Raw genomic sequence first — 16547 nt, forward strand, 5'->3', positions numbered from 1 at the left:
GATCAGCCGACGATCCCGAGCGCGAACGGGAGGACCGGTCCGGATCCGGCGCGGCGGAGCGCGCGACCGGCGACGGTGAGCGTCCACCGACTGTCGGCGCGGTCGTCGACGAGCAGGACCGGTGCACCCTCCAACGCTGCGAGCTGCGCCCGGAGCTCGGATCCGATGCTGAAGGCGTCCCAGACGCCGGCCAGGCGGTAGGCGCTGTTGCCGCCGGGACCACCGCGCGGACCGTCGCCGACGAGGTCGAGCTCCCCGAGGTACGGCAGTCGCCCGAGCGACGCGATGCCCCTCGCCACGGAGTCGACCAGTTGCGGACGCGACCGTGACGGCACACTGACCACGGCTGCCGGGCGCTGCGTCCACGGCCAATCCGCCAGGACACGGACACTCGCGTCGATGACCGCGCGGGAGGCGGGAGCGTCCGGTGCGCCCGCGGCGAAGAGCTCTCGCAGCACACCGCCCCAGCCGAGGTCAGTGAGCCGAGCGAGGGCGCGCCCGGGTTCGAGGCGGTCCTCGAGCGCGATGCGTCCCTTCACCGCTGAGCCGTCGGCGGTGACGCCGAGGCGGTCGGCTCCTGTGGGCCACTGCGCCCGCGGTTCGAGCTCGACGCCGACCCGTCCGAGCGCCTCCGACGCGGAGGCGGCCGCCGCACTGTCGAGTTCGGTGGGGAACCAGGGCCCGGCGCACCGGTCGCACCGGCCACAGGGCACCGCGCTCGCGTCGTCGAGCTCACGTTGCAGCACGAGCATCCGGCACTCGTCACCCCGCTCGTAGGCCAGCATCGCCTGTTGCTCCGCCACCCTGGCCTCGGCGATCCGCCGGTACCGCTCCCGGTCGTAGACCCACGGCTGGCCGGTCGACACCCATCCCCCGGCCACCCGCTGGACCGCGCCGTCGACGTCGAGCACCTTGAGGAGGAGTTCGAGGGGTGTGCGGCGCAGGTTGACGAGCGCCTCGAGCGCGGGCGTGGACCGCGGCTGGCTGTCGAGTGCGTCGAGGACCGCGGTGGCCCGCGCTTCGTCCGGCATCGACGCGGTCGCGAAGTACTGCCAGATCTCCTCGTCCTCCGCTCCGGGCAGGAGCAGGACGTCGGCGTGCTCGGTGGCGCGGCCCGCACGGCCGACCTGCTGGTAGTACGCGACCGGCGAGGACGGAGCGCCGAGATGCACGACGAACCCGAGGTCCGGTTTGTCGAACCCCATGCCGAGCGCGCTCGTCGCGACCAGCGCCTTCAGGCGGTTCTCCTTGAGGAGCCGCTCGGACTCCTCGCGTTCGTCGGGATCGGTCCGGCCCGTGTAGGCCCGGACCTCGTGACCGGCCTCGCGCAGCAGCCGCGCGGTGTCCTCCGCGGCGGACACCGTGAGCGTGTAGATGATGCCGGACCCGGTGAGCCCGCCGAGGTGGCTGAGCAGCCAGGTGAGGCGGTCCCGTGACTCCGGCAGCCGGAGCACGCCGAGCCGGAGGGACGCCCTCGCGAGCGAGCCGCGGATGGTGAGCACTTCGGCTCCGTGGGAGCCTGCGGCGCCGGGTGCGGTGAGCTGCTCGGCGATGTCGCGGACGACGCGTGCGTTGGCCGTCGCGGTAGTCGCCAGGACCGGGACCTCGGCCGGGAGGCGCCCGATCAGTTCGGCGAGCCGCCGGTAGTCGGGTCGGAAGTCGTGTCCCCAGTCGGAGATGCAGTGCGCCTCGTCCACCACCAGCATGCCCGCGCGGGCCACGAGGGTCGGGAGCTGTTCATCGCGGAAGCGTGGATTGTTGAGCCGCTCGGGTGACACGAGCAGGACGTCGACCTCGTCGGCCTCCAGCCGCGCCCGGACGTCGTCCCACTCGTGTGCGTTCGCCGAGTTGATCGCCACCGCGCGCACGCCGGCACGCTCGGCTGCAGCCACCTGGTCGCGCATGAGCGCGAGCAACGGCGAGACCAACAGCGTCGGCCCGGCGCCCCGTCGGCGCAGGAGGGCTGTCGCGATGAAGTAGACGGCGGACTTGCCCCAACCGGTGCGCTGGACGACGAGCGCACGACGATGTTCGTCGACGAGCGCGAGGATCGCCTCGAGCTGACCGTCGTGGAACGTGGCCCCCGGAACGCCCGTGAGTGCGGCGAGCGCCGCCGTCGCCTCGGCGACCGTTCCGGTGGGGGCTGGTTCGAGGTGGGCGGGGGTGGGAGCACTGGGGTGGGACATGCGGCAAGTCTGTCAGGAGCTGCTGACGGTGGACTGCGCCGGCGTCTCGGAGGGGCGGTGTCCCGTCGGTTGGTCGGCTGTGGAGGAGCCGCTACCGACCGTCCGCAGCGGCGACGAGTTCGGCGATGACGAGCTTGGTCTGCCCCATCATGCATTGCATGGCTCGTGCCGCGCGTTCCCGGTCGGGGTCGTTCTGCAGTTCAGCGAGGATGCCGGGCACGATCTGCCAGGACAGTCCCCAGCGGTCCTTGAGCCAGCCGCATTGGCTCGGGGCACCGCCGTCGGCGATGAGGGCGTCCCAGAGCCGGTCGATCTCGTCCTGGGTGTCGGCTCTGACGGAGAAGGAGAACGCCTCGGTGAACGAGAAGATGGGCCCGGCGTTCATCGCGCTGACGGGGAGTCCTTCGAGCTCGAACTCGACGACCATCGCCTGGCCCGCCGGCATGGGGCCGCCCTCCGGGTAGCGGCTCACCGAGGTGATCCGGGAGCCGGGGAACAGTGACACGTAGAAGGTCGCCGCCTCCTCGGCCTGCGAGTCGTACCAGAGGAACGGGGTGACGCGGTGCTCCATCATGTCGTGCTCCCTCTCAGCCCGGGCGTCGTCGCTCAGGCGCTCTTCTTGCGTTTCGTCGCGGTCGACGGTTTCGACGCCGCGGTCTTGTCGGTACCGGTCTTCGCGCCGCTCGTCTTGGCGGTACCCGTCTTCGCGGTACCGGCCTTCGCCGAGCCACTCCTCGCTGCGGGCTTGGCGGCGCCGGATCGCTTCGCTCCACTCGCCGTCTTCGCGCCGGTCGTGCCGCGCTGCCGTTCGATGCTGCGTTGCAGCACCTCCATGAGGTCGATCGGCTCGGCGCCCGTGTCGTCGTCGGGTTCGGGCTGCTCGCCGAAGGTGGCGGCGGTGTCGAGTGCGTCGCCCTGCTCGAGTTTCGCGTCGATGAGCTTCCGGAGCTGTGCCTGGTATTCGTCGACGAACGCGTCCGGGCGGAAGCGGGAGGAGAAGGACTCGACGAGCGCCTCCGACATCTCGAGTTCCTTGGCGGAGATGCGGACGCGTTCCTCGAGGGCCGGGAATCGCACCTCGCGGACCTCGTCCTCCCACAGCAGGGTCTGCAGGAGGATGACGTCCTCGCGCACCCGGAGGGCGCCGAGACGTGTCTTCTGGCGGAGGGCGAACCGCACGATGGCCGTGCGGTCGGTCTCCTCGAGCGTCCGCCGGAGGAGGACATAGGCCTTCGACGAGGAGGAGTCCGGTTCGAGGAAGTAACTGCGGTCGAACATGATCGGGTCGAGGTCGTCGCTCGGCACGAACTCGACGACCTCGATCTCGCGGCTGCGTTCCTCGGGAAGTGACGCCAGGTCGTCGGCGGTGAGGACGACCGTCTGCTCGCCGTCCTGGTAGGCCTTGTCGATGTGGTCGTAGGTGACGACCTTGCCGCAGACCTCGCATTTGCGCTGGTACCGGATGCGCCCGCCGTCGGCGTCGTGGACCTGGTGCAACGAGACGTCGTGGTCCTCCGTGGCGCTGTACACCTTCACCGGGACGTTCACCAGGCCGAAGGTGACCGCACCCTTCCAGATCGCGCGCATGACCGCTCCCGTCCGCCGGCGGATCCGCCCGCGCTGTCGTGGTGACCAGTAGACACCCGGAACGTCGTCAAGGGCTAGCCCTTGACGCCCGTGGGCGGCAGGCTGATCGCCATGGCGAGGACGAACGGTGGCGGCGCGCAGACGCAGTGGGTCGACGTCGACGGACGCCGGATCCAACTCACCCATCTCGACAAGGTGCTGTACCCCGAGACCGGCACGACGAAGGCCGAGGTCCTCGCCTACTACGCCGCGGTCGCCGAACACCTCCTCCCACACGTCGCCGATCGGCCGGTGACCCGGAAGCGCTGGGTGCACGGCGTCGGGACGGCTGCGTCGCCGGAGTCGGGTTCTTCCAGAAGGACCTGGGTGCTTCGGCTCCCGACTGGGTCCAGCGGCTCCCCCTCGAGCACAGCGATCACACGAACGAGTACCCGATCGTCGACGATCTCGCGACACTCACGTGGCTGGCGCAGCTGGGTGCGCTCGAGCTGCACGTGCCGCAGTGGCGGTTCGGCCGATCCGGCGAGCGCCGTCCGCCCGACCGTCTCGTCCTCGACCTCGATCCGGGCGAGGGGGTGTCCCTCGCCGAGTGCGCGGGGGTCGCGGGCCTGGCTCGGGCGGTGTTGGTGGACATGGGGTTGGATCCGGTTCCACTCACGAGTGGGAGCAAGGGGATCCACCTGTACGCGGCGTTGGACGGTCGGCAGAGTTCCGAGGAGGTGTCGCTCGTGGCGCACGAGCTCGCGCGGGCCTTGTCCGCGGACGAGCCGGGTCTCGTGGTGAGCGAGATGTCGAAGCAGCGACGCACGGGGAAGGTCTTCGTCGACTGGAGCCAGAACAACGGGTCGAAGACGACGATCGCGCCGTTCTCGTTGCGGGGTCGGTCGCGGCCGACGGTGTCGGCTCCCCGCCGGTGGGAGGAGCTCGACGATCCGGGGCTGGCGCAGCTGGAGTTCTCTGCGGTGCTCGAGCGTCTGGCGGACGGTGAGGACCCGTTGCGGGTGCTCGGCGATCCGCGTCCGTCGATCACGATCCGCCCGTCGGAGCACGAGGACCGGCTGGTGGAGTACCGGCGGAAGCGGGATGCGGAGCGGACGCCCGAGCCCGTCCCGGACGGACCGCCGTCGCCTGCCGCTGCCGGGGCGCCGCCCTCGTTCGTGATCCAGCGGCACGACGCCAGGAAGCTCCACCATGACTTCCGACTCGAGCACGACGGCGTGCTGGTGTCGTGGGCCCTGCCGAAGGGGTGCCGACGGATCCGAGCAGCAATCATCTTGCGGTGCGCACGGAGGACCACCCCATCGAGTACGGCAGCTTCGAGGGGACGATCCCCGCCGGGGAGTACGGGGCCGGCGAGGTGACCATCTGGGACGCGGGCACCTACGAGCTGGAGAAGTGGCGCGACGACGAGGTCATCGGGACCCTGCACGGCAGGGCGGGAGGTGCGCTCGGCGGGCCGATGCGGTTCGCACTCATCCGGACCGCGGGCGGGACGGGACGGGAGGCGCCGTCGTGGCTCATCCATCGGATGCGCGCCCCGGGTGACCCGCCGGCTCCCCCGGTCGCACGGCCCCGTGGGATCCCCACCCCCATGCTCGCGAGTGTCGCGGCACCCGGCGAGCTGGTCGACGACGGTTCCTGGGCGTTCGAGATGAAGTGGGACGGCATCCGTGCGATCGCGAGCGTCGACGGCTCGACGGGGCGGGTGCGGTTGTCGAGCCGGAACGGCAAGGACCTCACGGCGGCGTACCCGGAGGTGGTCGAGGAACTCGCGGCGTCGCTCGCCGGCCGTGCGGTCGTCCTCGACGGCGAGATCGTGGCGTCGGGGTCTGACGGCCGTCCCGACTTCTCGCTGCTGCAGCGTCGGATGCAGCTCACCGCGGAGCGGGACATCGAACGGGAGCGCCGTCGGACGCCGGTCCGGCTACTGCTGTTCGACCTGCTCGCGCTGGACGACACGGATCGGACGGAACTGCCCTACCGTGAGCGTCGCGAGCTGCTCGAGCGGACGATCCGATCCGGGACCGTCGTCCAGGTGCCGCCGACGATCGACGGCTCGCTCGACGATGCGCTCGAGGTGAGTCGCGGGTTGCGGTTGGAGGGGGTGATGGCGAAGGAGCTCGACGGCCGCTACCGGCCGGGCCGGCGCAGCAGCACCTGGGTCAAGTTCAAGCACGAACGCATGGAGGAGGTCGTCGTGGCCGGCTGGCGTCCCGGTCGGGGCGGGCGCTCAGGTGGGATCGGGTCGCTCCTGCTCGGGGTGCCGGGCTCGGATGGGCTGCTGCACTACGCGGGGCGGGTCGGAAGCGGTTTCAGCGACCGGGAGTTGGCGGCGACCGCGCTCCGCTTCGAACGGCTGGGTCGGGCATCGACGACACTCGTGGGTGTCCCGCCGGCCGATGCGGCCGACGCCAACTGGGTGGAACCGGTCCTCATCGGGAGGTCCGCTTCAGCGAGTGGACACCGGACGGGCGGTTCAGGCATCCGGTCTGGCGCGGATGGCGCCCCGATCGGACCGTGGACGACCTCGAAGCGCCGGACCGCGGACGCTGAGCCCGAGCATCGACCACGGACGTCCCGTCAGGACAAGCGGCCGGACTCGGCGAGGAGGGCGAGGACGGCCGAGACCCGTGGGTTGCTCGAGGTGTCGTGCTCGATCCCGAGCGCCGCGTAGATCGCCGTGAGGTGGTTCTGGACGGACTTCTCCGCGATCCCGAGCCTCGTCGCGATCCCCGTGTTCGAACGACCGGTCGCGAGCAGCTGCAGCACGGCGTACTGCCGGTCGGTCAGCGACTCGAGACTCGACCCCGCTCTGGGCCTGGTCCGGTCGATGAGCTCGGGATCGAGCATCGTCTCGCCACGCGCGGAGACCCGGATGGCCTCGAGGAGGATCTCGCGCGTGAGTGACGAGGTCTTCGACAGGTAGCTCCACCCGTCGCGGACGTCCGCCGGCATCTCGAGCAGCATGTCCATGAGGTCGTAGGCGGACAGCAGGACGACACCGAGGCCGGGTTGCGCCCGGCGGAGGGAGACGCCGAGGCTCACCCCGTTGCCGTCGGGCAGCTCGATGTCCATGGTCAGCACGTCCACCGTTCCCGGGAGGAACAGCCTGCGGGCCTCGGCGACCGTACCGGCACGCCCGACGAACTCCACGCCTGGCGCCCCTTCGAGCAGCTCGGCGAGCATGCCGCCGAGCAGCGGCTGATCCTCGATCACGCCGACACGCAGCGGCCTGGTGGTCGCGGCGGCCGTCGTCGCATCACCGACTGTGGACAGCGCGGCGGGCGACGGGTCGGAGTGCGACTGGTGGTGCATGTTCCGAGTATCCCGGATCGACCAGGGAACGACCGAGGGGGAAGCTCCCGAGCAACCGCACGTCGATGTCGGCGGTGGCGCGCACGGCAGGTCAGAATGGAGCCATGACCCAGGAGGCCCGGACCGCTCGCGCTGAGCGCTGGAGCGACAGCCGGGCGTTCATCACGGCCAGTGGCGCCATGGCCGCGGTCTTCGGACTCGCGGTGTCCTTCCAGAGCGTCTACATCTACACCTGGGTCGCCCCGGGTGGGACACGTGGCATGCTCGCCGAACGGGTCACCGCCAACCTCGTCTCGTTGAGCGCGGCGATCCTCGTGCTCGCACTCCTGCTGTGGTCGAGGTGGGGGCCGTCGCTCCACGAATGGTGGCGCCCGAAGGTGCTCGCGGGCGTCCTCCTCGTGGCGATGCTGACGGGGCTGCTGCGCAGCGGACTCCAGCTCCTGCTGGGCGTGTACCGCGACCCGAGCCTGCAGACGGTCATCGTCGAAGCCGGGACGACGACGCTCGCCCTGGCGGTCTGCGCGACGTTCGGGTTCAGCCTCAGCGCCGCCCGGCGACGCGCCCGCGAGGAGGAGCGCGCACACGCCGATCAGCGACACCGGGCCGACCTCGCCCTCCAATCCCTGCAGGGTGAGGAGCTGCGGGTGAAGCGGGAGGTCGCGGAAGGCCTGCACGGCACCTTGCAGCAGCACCTCGTCCTCATCAGCGCCCAGCTCGCGTCCGTCACGACAGCACTCGAACAGGGCGGCCCGGACGTCGGGTCGGATGCGGCCAGGACCCTGCGGTCGCTCGGCGAGGAACTCCGCACCGTGCGCGAGCGCGACGTGCGGGAACTCAGCCGGCTCCTGTCGCCGCCGCTGCTCGAGGTCGGGATCGCCCCGAGCATCCGGGCGATCCTGCAACGGCTCCCCCCGTCGATCACCACCAGTCTCGACGTCTCGCCGGACTTCCGGCTCCTCGACGACCCGATCGACAACGTCTTCACGACCGCGGAGCGCGCGGTCGTCGTCCGCACGCTCGAGGAGGGCGTGACGAACGCGCTGACCCACGGGGCAGCCGACCGACTCGTCGTGGACCTCCGGGTCTCGTCACCCGCCACCGAGCGGCGAGGGACGATGGCGGGCGCCGTCGAGCTGCGCGTCGTCGACAACGGCTCCGGTCTCCGCGACGACGCCGAACCCTCCGGCGGCCTGCTGCAGCTGGATCGACGGGCCGGCGCGTTCGGCGGGTCCCTCAGGGTCGGCCCTGCCCCCGACGACGAGACCGGCGGCACCGTCCTGACGCTGACGATGCCCTACCGCTCGCCGGCGATCCGCTGAACCGGATCAGGCGGTCGAGGTCTCGGTCAGCAGTTCGCGGACGCGCGGGACGACCGCGGAGCCGTACAGACCGATGCTGTCCATGAGGTGCCCGTGCGACAGCGAACCGTTGCTGATCTTCAGATCCACGCGGGACAGCCCCAAGCCGTCGACCGCGGTCGCGACCTTCCGTGCGACCGTCTCGGGCGAACCGACGAACAGCGCACCCTCCGGGCCTGCCTCCTGCTCGAAGTGCCCGCGCGTCATCGGGCTCCAGCCCCGCTCGCGGCCGATCCGGTCCATCATCGCCCGGTAGTGCGGCCAGAGCTGCTCCTGCGCGAGCTCATCGGTCTCGGCGATGTGGGCGGGCGAGTGCATGCCGACGGGCTGGGTCGGCAGCTGGAACTGCGCGAGTGCGCGGTGGTAGAGGTCGACGAAGGGGCGAACCGCAGCGGTCCACCGCCGATCACGGCCAGCATCATCGGCAGGCCGTACCGAGCGGTCCGCACGACCGATTCGGGGCTTCCGCCGACACCGACCCACGTCTTCAGCTTCCCATGCTCCACCCGCGGGTAGACCGACTGCTCCCGGAGCGGCGCGCGCGTCTTGCCCGACCAGGTGACCGGTTCCTGCTCGAGGAGGGCGACGAACAGCTCGAGCTTCTCCTCGAAGAGCTCCTCGTACTGCGACAACTCGTACCCGAAGAGCGGGAACGACTCGGTGAAGGATCCGCGGCCAGGATGGCCTCGGCCCTCCCTCCGGAGATGCCGTCGAGCGTCGCGAACCGCTGGTAGACGCGCACCGGGTCGTCGGAGCTCAGCACCGTGACGGCGGATCCGAGATGGATGCGCTCGGTGCGGGCCGCGATCGCCGCCAGCACGACCTCGGGTGACGAGACCGCGAAGTCCTCACGGTGGTGCTCCCCCACCCCGATGAAGTCGAGGCCGACCGCCTCGGCGTGGACGCCCTGCTCCACGACGTTGCGCAGGACCTGCGCCTGGGACAGTGGTGCGCCGTCGGCGTCGACCGTGACGTCACCGAAGGTGTCGATGCCGAACTCGAGGGGTGTGGTCATGGGTTCTCCAACGTCGTGTGGCTCGCCGCGGGCTCTCACGGCGATTGTATGTGTTTGCATACATATCGGTGAACCTCGTCGCTCCGACGGGTATTCCCGATCCACCCAGGGTGGCAGAACCGGACGCCCGCTGGGAGCACCCTCTCAGCCGTCCCTGGCAAGCTGGAACACCTGCACCCCGAGCCTTGGAGCCCCTGTGTCGCCGCGCCGCCTCTTCCGCCTGATCGCGATCGCCGAGGCGATCACCTGGACCCTCCTCATCATCGGGATGATCCTCAAGTACGTCACGAAGACGACCGACGTCGGCGTGAGCATCGGTGGCGCGCTGCACGGCTTCGTGTTCCTCGTCTACGGCGCGACGGTCCTGCTCATCGGGATCAACCAGCGCTGGCCCATCGGCACGATCCTCGTGGGCCTCGTGAGCGCCGTCGTCCCGTACGCGACCATCCCCTTCGACCTCTGGGCAGACCGCACCGGCCGACTCGACGGGGCGTGGCGCCGTGAGGCGGGCGCCGACCCGCGCGACCAGCGGGTCCTCGACCGCCTGACGCGCTGGCTCGTCCGACACCCGATCCTGCTCGTGGTCGTCGGCGGCCTCGTGGTCGTCGCCGTCTTCACGGCCCTGCTCGTCGTCGGGCCGCCGGTCCCGAAGGGCTGATCATCAGGATCCCTGCTGCACACGGGGGCCCACCCCCTCCGCTCAGCCGAGCAGCTCGACCAGATCCCGCGTGATCTCGGAGCGGGCCTCATCGCTGGAGATCGTCGCCGAGCCGTCACCGGGCTGCACTCCGTAGTCACCGAAGCTCGCGTGGTTCGCCCCGTCGATCTCGATCATCGTCGCGTCAGCGGGCAGCCGGACGCGCGCGTCGGCGACCTTATCCGGGGTACTCAGTCCGTCGTCGCTCCCCGCGAGGCTCAGCACCTCGAGGGCCGAGCCGGAGAGGTCGTTCGCGCAGTAGCTCCCGAACAGGACGAGACCCGTCACTGCGGGATCCTCCGCGAGCTGGCAGGCGCGCACCCCACCGAGTGAGTGGCCACCGACGAACCAGGTGTCGACGTCCGCGGCGGCGGCGGTGAACGTCTCCAGCGGCCGTTGGTCGAAGAACGCCAGGTTCAGCGTCGGCTTCGTGATGACCACGGTCACGCCGGCCTCCTCGACGACGCCGGACAGCTTGTACAGATAGGCGTAGGGTCGACCTTCGCCCCGGGGATGAAGACGAGACCGGTACCGGAGGCCGGACGCTCGGCGTCCGCGGTCGGGGCGAGGACCACCGCGTCGCCGACGTCGGTGACGGAGACCGCCGGGTTCTCCCACACCGTGAGTGCTGCGGGACGAGTGCCCTGCATGACGATCTGGGTCCAGACGACGAACCCGAGGACGACGACGAGCACCGCGCAGAGGATTCCGATGAGGATCGGCTTCAACCGCCCCGCCCGCCGTGGTCGGCCAGGGTGCTCGGTCACATCGCTCATGTCGTTCCTCCACGCTCCGAGCCCCGCGAGGATCACGGCGGACCGGCTCCCTCCAGTATCCCAAACCCGGCCCAGCGCGCGGCGGTCCTGAGCCACGCTGCCGCCCCCTGGATGCCCGGGTCCCGGTCGCGCTGTCAGGCGATCGGCCTATGCTCGACGGGTGACCACCACTCGCACGAAGCACCCCACCGGGCCGTCGATGACGATCGGCCTCATCACGCACCCGACGAAGAACATCGACGACTCCGTCCGCATCCTCCGCTCATGGCAGCTCGAACATGGCGCGCGCCTCGTCGGACTCCGCGCGGAGGCCAACCGGCTCGGCGACGACGTCGAACTGCTCGACGAGGACGCCTTCGCGTCGTCGGTCGACGTCGCCGTGGCGATGGGCGGCGACGGCACGATGCTCGGGGCGATGCGGCTGCTCGCCGGCCGGTCCGCACCGGTGCTCGGCGTCAACTACGGCAACGTCGGCTTCCTCGTCGAGGTCGAGCCGGCCGCACTCGCGGAGGCGCTCCAACGGGTCAGCGACAACGAGTTCTCCCTCGAACCGCACCACGGCCTCGAGGTGACGATCACCACCGGTGAGCAGGTCGCCCATCTCCTCGCCTTCAACGACGTCTCCATCGCCCGGCGCCCGGGAACCGGCGTGGTCATGGCAGACCTCGCCGTGGACGGCACCGCCTACGGGTACTTCAAAGCCGATGCGATCGTGATCGCCACCCCGACCGGATCGACGGCCTACAACTACGCGGCAGGCGGGCCGGTGCTCTCCCCCGCCGTCGCCGCCACCGTCGTGACGCCGGTCGCCCCGATGTCGGGCATCGACCGCTCGTTCATCCTCGGGCCGGCGGAGCGCCTGCAGTTCTCGATCGGGACGGCGACCAAGCAGGCCGCCGTCGAGATCGACGGCCAGGTCCTCGCCGATGTCGCGAGCGGCGCGGTCGTGACCGTCCGGCTCGTGCGCGACGCAGCCAACGTCGTGCGACTCGACCCGAGCCGGCACTCGCGCAAGGGCCGGATGAAACTCAGCCTGCTCGACCTCCCGTTGCGTCCGATCAGCTGCTCGACCTCGTTCCCCCGGACATCCGCGCGCGCGTCGAGCGTCCGTCGCGGGTCCGCCGTACGCGCAGCAAGCCGGCCGACCCCTCGCACTGAGTCCCGCACCCACCCGCAGCGCGATGCCGGGGCGGGGCGGGCGGCGTCACGAGGTCGGTAGGACGACCCCGATCGGTTCGCGCTTCTCCGCCTGGAAGCGGTCTTCGGTGCGTCCGTAGCCCAGTACCCGGAGAGTGAGAGCTGGGAGCGGTCGAGCCCGCGCTGGGTGAGGAACACCTCGCGCAGTGCTTTCATCGACTCCCGCTCGCCATGGCGAAGACCTGCACGCGTCCGTCGGGCCACGGGTGTCCGCTGATGGCGGTCGCGAGGAGCGCGGCCGTCGATTCGTCGCGGGCCGCACGTCCGACCCAGATGAGCTGCACCCCGGCCGGGTGGTCGAGTCGACGAGTCGTCCCTGCCACCGATCTCGAGGAACGCGAGCCCCTTCGCATCCGCCGGGAGTGCCTCGAGGGCGGCAGCGATCGCGGGGATCGCCGACTCGTCGCCCGCGAAGAGGTGCCAGTCGGCGGTCGGTTCGGGCCGGTAGGCGCCTCCGGGGCCGGCGAGCACGACGCGGTCTCCCGGCTGCGCGGCAGCAGCCCACGGGCCGGCGATCCCCTCGTCGCCGTGCACCACGAAGTCGATGTCGATGGTGCCCGCCGCCTGGTCCACGCGTCGCACCGTGTAGTGCGGGTGACCGGGAGGTCGGCGGGTGCCAGCGTCTCACGGAGCGCCGCGAGGTCGTACGGCGGCTCGAGGCCGAGTTCGGGCTTGGCGAAGGAGATCTTCACGTAGCTGTCGGTGGCGTCCTTGGGCTGGAAGTCGGCGAAGCCGGGACCGCCGAGGTGAGGCGCACGAGGTGCGGTGTGACCCAGAACTGCGACCACCTCGAGGATGATCTGCGGACGTGGGGCTCGAGGTCGCGGTGTCGTCGTCATGATTATCTCCATTCTGCCGCCCATCGGACGGTCTCGGCATCCCCGACCCCGCTGTCATACTTGAGGATGGCTACGACCGCAGGCTGGTACCCGCACCCCGACGACCCGACGAAGGAACTCCACTTCGACGGCGAGGCCTGGGCGACTCGAGGGTGCTGCGGTTCCAGCGGGACAAGCCGTCGCAGGCCGACGCCGGGCTGGTACCCGCACCCGACGGACGAGGAACGCCAGGTCCACTTCGACGGACGAGCGTGGACGACATGCGGGTGTTGCAGCTCAGCGGCGGCGCGTCCGGCGACGCGGGCAGGCTCCGGTCTACGTGTCGCCCGCCGAACTGCCGGCACCGGAACGCGAGAGTCGTGCCTGGACGATCACCAAGGCCGCCCTGTCTTCGGGCCCATCATCGCCATCCGTCGTCGGCTGCTGGCGATCTGAGTGGCAACACCGGCGGCTGAGGCTCCCTCCACGACGACGAAGAGCGCCCCGCCGAACCGGCGGGGCGCTCTTCGTGTAAGGGTCCTACTTGGCTGCGACGGCCTCGGGGGTCGCGATCGACGAGGCGAGCACCTCGTCGAGGCCCGCGACGCCTCTTCGTCGGTCATCGACTGCGCGAGCGCGAGTTCGGAGACGAGCACCTGGCGCGCCTTCTGGAGCATGCGCTTCTCGCCGGCCGACACGCCGCGTCCTGGTCGCGACGCCACAGTCGCGGACGACCTCGCCGACGCGGTGGACGTTACCACTGCCATCTTCTCCTGGTTGCCTTGTATCGACGCGACCAGTTGCCGGCTCCTCGACGAACGGCTCGCGGAGCACGCCGTAGACGGCCTGGACGCCGTCGTGGTCGATGACGTCGCCACACCGACGAGGTCGGCGTCCGCGATCGGCAGCTGATGGTGAGCTCGGACGTGTGCACGCGAAGCGTCATGACGTCCTGCTCGACACCCTTGATCGTCACCTTCGACAACTCGGTGATGGTGACCGCTCCGTGGTGCGGGTAGACCAGGGGTCTCTCCAACGATGAACTGCATGGTTCCTCTTCTCTTCTCAGGTCGTCACCGGTACTCGCGCACCGGCTCGTCGTGCTCCGGCGGTTCAGCGGCCGGATGGTCGGGGTCGGTGGTGGCGGTGACGCGCCGACGGACGTTCGTCGAGCAGCCAGCGGGCAGCAGGGCGACCAAGCTTCGACCAGTTCGTCGTCCGAGACGTCGATGCGTCCGCGCGCCAGCCGTCGACGAGGGAGAGCGTGCACCGGCGACATAGGCGGAGACCCAGGCCCGCCGGGATGCCGACCGGGACCTCGGTGCGCTCGAGCAGCGAGCCGATGAGGTGTCGGCATGCTCGCCGACGAGGTCGTCGAACGCGCTGCGGGCGACGGGGAGCTCGAGCACGCTCGAATAGAGCGGTGCGTCTTCGAGGAGCTGGGCGACGAGGCGTCGGTAGGCTTCGCGGGCGCGCTCGGCGCTGCCCAGCGACTCGCCGGCGGACGCACCGAAACGCCAGAGGCGGCAAGGCCGGCGAACTGCACCCGCAGGTAGGCTGCGGTGAGGTCGTCGAGGCTGGAGAAGTGAGCGTAGAACGAGCTTCGGCTGATGCCGGCGACGCGGACGATGTCGCCGACGGACACGCGTTTCCGGCCGGCCGACGAGATGGTGGCGACCGCGTCGAAGATCGTCTGCCTGGTGCGCTCGGCACGGGGGTCGCCCGTCACTCTGAGGACGGGAGCGAACCCCTCGACGCGCGACGGCGGAGCGGGACGTTCAGTGGTGGACTGCTCGACACCGAGGGCGGGAACTCCTGATGTGCGAGGCATTCCCACCAGTGTACCACGACTTCTCGGACAGCTGTCCGAGACAGCAGCTGTCGGCTCGGGCGCGAGCGCGTCCAGCTACCTCTCCCGGTGACCGAGGCGGCGCGACCCGAGTGCCCTTCGACAGGCTCAGGGACCGAAACGTTCCCAGTGAACCTCGCCCGTTCACTGAGCCTGTCGAAGTGCCCACGAGGAACCCTTCGACACGTCGAGGGCGCAGCGCAGGGACCGAAGCGTTCCAGGCACACCTCTCCCGGTCACTGAGCTTGTCGAAGTGCGGCACAGCTCGGGGACCGAAGCGGTGCGGACAGACTTCTCACGGTCGCTGAGCTTGTCGAAGTGCCACGAGGGCCCACCCCTTCGACAGGCTCAGGGACCAAAACGGGTCAGAAGGGCGCGGGATCGGGTTCGGTCCGGTGGTGCTTCCCGTCGGGTGTCGTCCACTCAAGCACCCCACCGGGACCGTGGTCGAGATTCCACCCGGGAAGATGCTTCATCCGATGGTGATGTCGACACAGGCAGGCGAGTTCCCGACATCCGTGGTGCCACCGTCCTCCCACGCGACCGAATGATCGAGATCACAGGCCCTGGCGCGTCGACCGCACCCGGTGCCCGACAGGTGCCGTCCCGGAGGCGCACCGCCCGTTGGGGTCTGCCGGAACGCGGTACTGGTTGCGTCCGACGAGAGCACCGCGCTGGTTTCCGGCTGGACGAGGATCCGGGTGAAGCTCGGCGCGTTCACCGCGATACGCGCGGCGGTCTCCGGGTCGATGGGCCGTAGCCATAGAGGTGGCCGGGGCGTCGCTCACGCCGGCCATGGTCAACGCCGGCACCGTGATCTGCACGGTCGGCTTGATGTGCTCCTGGACCCTCGATCGGGTGCGGGAGCACCGGGCTCGACATGACGTCTTCCGGGGTTACTCCGGTGAGGGCGAGTGCCGTGAGGGCGTCGGCCTGCAGCTGCGCGCAGGTGCGGGTGTCACCTGCGTTGCGCGATTCCGCGGCGGCCGTTTCGACCCGCTCGACGATGCCCTGCGCGATGGGCGCTGTCGTGAAGAGGTGCACCCACGCCATGCCGTCAGCCGCGGGTTCGAACTCGACCCGGCGGTCTGCCTCTGAGCGTGTTGCTCGTGCGGTGATGGATTCCGGGTGGAGGCGCTCGCGCAGGACGCGGGCGCTCATGCGGAGGCCAGCGGCCGTGGAGCGCTCGGCGACGACGAGAACCTGTTCGAGGAACACCGCCCGCCCAGCGGTCGGGACGTCGCAGAGCTGATCGGTGATCACCTGCGCATGCCGCGCCGAGATACGGCCGGCCTCGAGCGACGCGAGCACGGCTGGTGCGTCATTGACGAGGCGTTCGGCGTCGTTCGTCGCACGCTGGACCGTCCGCTCCGGCATCCGGGTCGCCATCGCGAGGGCCGCACACGTCGACCGGCGGGACAGCGCCCGACGCTCAGCCGGCGGAAAGCTTGCCGGGACCGCGACGTCCGCGAAGGCGTCCGCGTAGGCGGCAGAGCGGGCCAGGGCGCGCCTTGCGTGCATCCAAGAGGCCTGCTGTCGGTGGATCTCAGTCCACTCGTCCGAGAACTCCGCGAGCTGCGCGGCGTGTTCGTCGCCGACGCGGATCGCGGTGAGGGTGGTCTCGGTCATGGAACAAGTCCATCACGGACCACTGACATTCCAGATGCTGAGTCGGAGCGGCTGTGGAAGTTCCTCGTGTGCCCTTCGACAAGCTCAGGGACCGGAGGAGAGATACCGGCTTCGCGGGTC

Annotated in this window: 12 protein-coding genes and 5 pseudogenes; 5 read left to right on the forward strand and 12 right to left on the reverse strand. The window is 70.3% G+C overall.

Annotation, left to right across the window (positions count from 1 at the left end):
- Positions 1-2: 2 nt before the first annotated feature.
- The 3 genes from FGL15_RS20070 to FGL15_RS20080 form a co-directional block, all read right to left on the reverse strand.
- A complete protein-coding gene (locus FGL15_RS20070) occupies positions 3-2186 on the reverse strand; it encodes an ATP-dependent DNA helicase RecQ (RefSeq protein WP_138947145.1) in 2184 nt (727 codons plus the stop codon).
- Positions 2187-2277: 91 nt separating this feature from the next.
- Complete coding sequence (locus tag FGL15_RS20075) at positions 2278-2760, reverse strand: VOC family protein (RefSeq protein ID WP_370281942.1); 483 nt, start codon at positions 2758-2760, stop codon at positions 2278-2280.
- A gap of 32 nt (positions 2761-2792) precedes the next feature.
- Positions 2793-3773 (reverse strand): Ku protein, encoded by a 981-nt coding sequence (locus FGL15_RS20080; protein WP_138944504.1) that lies wholly within the window; start codon positions 3771-3773, stop codon positions 2793-2795.
- A gap of 111 nt (positions 3774-3884) precedes the next feature.
- Here FGL15_RS20080 and FGL15_RS20085 point away from each other — a divergent pair.
- Positions 3885-6326 (forward strand): annotated as a pseudogene (locus tag FGL15_RS20085) (ATP-dependent DNA ligase).
- A gap of 27 nt (positions 6327-6353) precedes the next feature.
- Here the strand turns inward: FGL15_RS20085 and FGL15_RS20090 are convergent.
- Positions 6354-7088, reverse strand: a complete 735-nt coding sequence (locus tag FGL15_RS20090) for a response regulator transcription factor (protein WP_138944505.1) — start codon at positions 7086-7088, stop codon at positions 6354-6356.
- 104 nt (positions 7089-7192) lie between these two features.
- Here FGL15_RS20090 and FGL15_RS20095 point away from each other — a divergent pair, with 104 nt between their 5' ends.
- Entirely contained in the window at positions 7193-8407 is a 1215-nt protein-coding gene (locus FGL15_RS20095; RefSeq protein WP_138944506.1) for a sensor histidine kinase, read from the forward strand.
- Between the two features lie 6 nt (positions 8408-8413).
- Here the strand turns inward: FGL15_RS20095 and FGL15_RS21615 are convergent, their stop codons facing one another.
- Together FGL15_RS21615 and FGL15_RS20100 are read right to left on the reverse strand one after the other, a co-directional pair.
- On the reverse strand, positions 8414-8764 hold the full coding sequence (locus tag FGL15_RS21615) for a hypothetical protein (RefSeq protein WP_370281944.1): 351 nt from the start codon (positions 8762-8764) through the stop codon (positions 8414-8416).
- Positions 8689-9521, reverse strand: a pseudogene (locus tag FGL15_RS20100) (LLM class flavin-dependent oxidoreductase). Before FGL15_RS20100 ends, FGL15_RS21615 begins: the two are co-directional and overlap by 76 nt.
- A gap of 136 nt (positions 9522-9657) precedes the next feature.
- Between FGL15_RS20100 and FGL15_RS20105 the strand changes: the two are divergent.
- Positions 9658-10119, forward strand: coding sequence for a DUF3817 domain-containing protein (locus tag FGL15_RS20105; RefSeq protein WP_138944507.1), 462 nt, complete (start codon positions 9658-9660; stop codon positions 10117-10119).
- Positions 10120-10161: 42 nt separating this feature from the next.
- On the opposite strand, the gene FGL15_RS21620 is transcribed toward FGL15_RS20105, so the two are convergent.
- Both FGL15_RS21620 and FGL15_RS21625 read right to left on the reverse strand, forming a co-directional pair.
- Positions 10162-10605 (reverse strand): alpha/beta hydrolase, encoded by a 444-nt coding sequence (locus FGL15_RS21620; protein WP_370281945.1) that lies wholly within the window; start codon positions 10603-10605, stop codon positions 10162-10164.
- Complete coding sequence (locus tag FGL15_RS21625) at positions 10602-10934, reverse strand: hypothetical protein (protein WP_370281947.1); 333 nt, start codon at positions 10932-10934, stop codon at positions 10602-10604. Before FGL15_RS21625 ends, FGL15_RS21620 begins: the two co-directional genes overlap by 4 nt.
- A gap of 160 nt (positions 10935-11094) precedes the next feature.
- Between FGL15_RS21625 and FGL15_RS20115 the strand changes: the two genes are divergently transcribed.
- Positions 11095-12153 carry an NAD(+)/NADH kinase gene (locus FGL15_RS20115; RefSeq protein ID WP_205858660.1) on the forward strand — a complete coding sequence of 353 codons (1059 nt, stop codon included), beginning with the start codon at positions 11095-11097 and terminating at the stop codon, positions 12151-12153.
- Positions 12154-12269: 116 nt separating this feature from the next.
- Here the strand turns inward: FGL15_RS20115 and FGL15_RS21630 are convergent.
- Positions 12270-12713: pseudogene (locus FGL15_RS21630) on the reverse strand (siderophore-interacting protein); the annotation flags it as partial.
- Between the two features lie 776 nt (positions 12714-13489).
- A pseudogene (locus FGL15_RS20125) lies at positions 13490-13998 on the reverse strand (CarD family transcriptional regulator).
- Positions 13999-14304: 306 nt separating this feature from the next.
- On the opposite strand from FGL15_RS20125, the gene FGL15_RS20445 reads away from it, so the two are divergent.
- Positions 14305-14505, forward strand: a complete 201-nt coding sequence (locus FGL15_RS20445; RefSeq protein WP_168223259.1) for a hypothetical protein — start codon at positions 14305-14307, stop codon at positions 14503-14505.
- Between the two features lie 11 nt (positions 14506-14516).
- On the opposite strand, the pseudogene FGL15_RS21635 reads toward FGL15_RS20445, so the two are convergent.
- Positions 14517-14780 (reverse strand): annotated as a pseudogene (locus tag FGL15_RS21635) (TetR/AcrR family transcriptional regulator); the annotation flags it as partial.
- Positions 14781-15515: 735 nt separating this feature from the next.
- Positions 15516-16427 carry a DUF222 domain-containing protein gene (locus tag FGL15_RS20135; RefSeq protein ID WP_138947147.1) on the reverse strand — a complete coding sequence of 304 codons (912 nt, stop codon included), beginning with the start codon at positions 16425-16427 and terminating at the stop codon, positions 15516-15518.
- Positions 16428-16547 lie beyond the last annotated feature (120 nt).

Source organism: Plantibacter sp. M259 (genome assembly GCF_006065115.1).
In the GTDB taxonomy this organism is placed as follows: domain Bacteria; phylum Actinomycetota; class Actinomycetes; order Actinomycetales; family Microbacteriaceae; genus Plantibacter; species Plantibacter auratus.

Bases quoted from the DNA above. Each gene is read 5' to 3' on its own strand.
- FGL15_RS20135 (WP_138947147.1), bottom strand. From the start codon at position 16,427: ATGACCGAGACCACCCTCACCGCGATCCGCGTCGGCGACGAACACGCC.
- FGL15_RS20090 (WP_138944505.1), bottom strand. From the start codon at position 7,088: ATGCACCACCAGTCGCACTCCGACCCGTCGCCCGCCGCGCTGTCCACA.
- FGL15_RS20095 (WP_138944506.1), top strand. From the start codon at position 7,193: ATGACCCAGGAGGCCCGGACCGCTCGCGCTGAGCGCTGGAGCGACAGC.
- FGL15_RS21615 (WP_370281944.1), bottom strand. From the start codon at position 8,764: ATGCACTCGCCCGCCCACATCGCCGAGACCGATGAGCTCGCGCAGGAG.
- FGL15_RS20070 (WP_138947145.1), bottom strand. From the start codon at position 2,186: ATGTCCCACCCCAGTGCTCCCACCCCCGCCCACCTCGAACCAGCCCCC.
- FGL15_RS20445 (WP_168223259.1), top strand. From the start codon at position 14,305: ATGCTCGCCGACGAGGTCGTCGAACGCGCTGCGGGCGACGGGGAGCTC.
- FGL15_RS20080 (WP_138944504.1), bottom strand. From the start codon at position 3,773: ATGCGCGCGATCTGGAAGGGTGCGGTCACCTTCGGCCTGGTGAACGTC.
- FGL15_RS21625 (WP_370281947.1), bottom strand. From the start codon at position 10,934: ATGAGCGATGTGACCGAGCACCCTGGCCGACCACGGCGGGCGGGGCGG.
- FGL15_RS20075 (WP_370281942.1), bottom strand. From the start codon at position 2,760: ATGATGGAGCACCGCGTCACCCCGTTCCTCTGGTACGACTCGCAGGCC.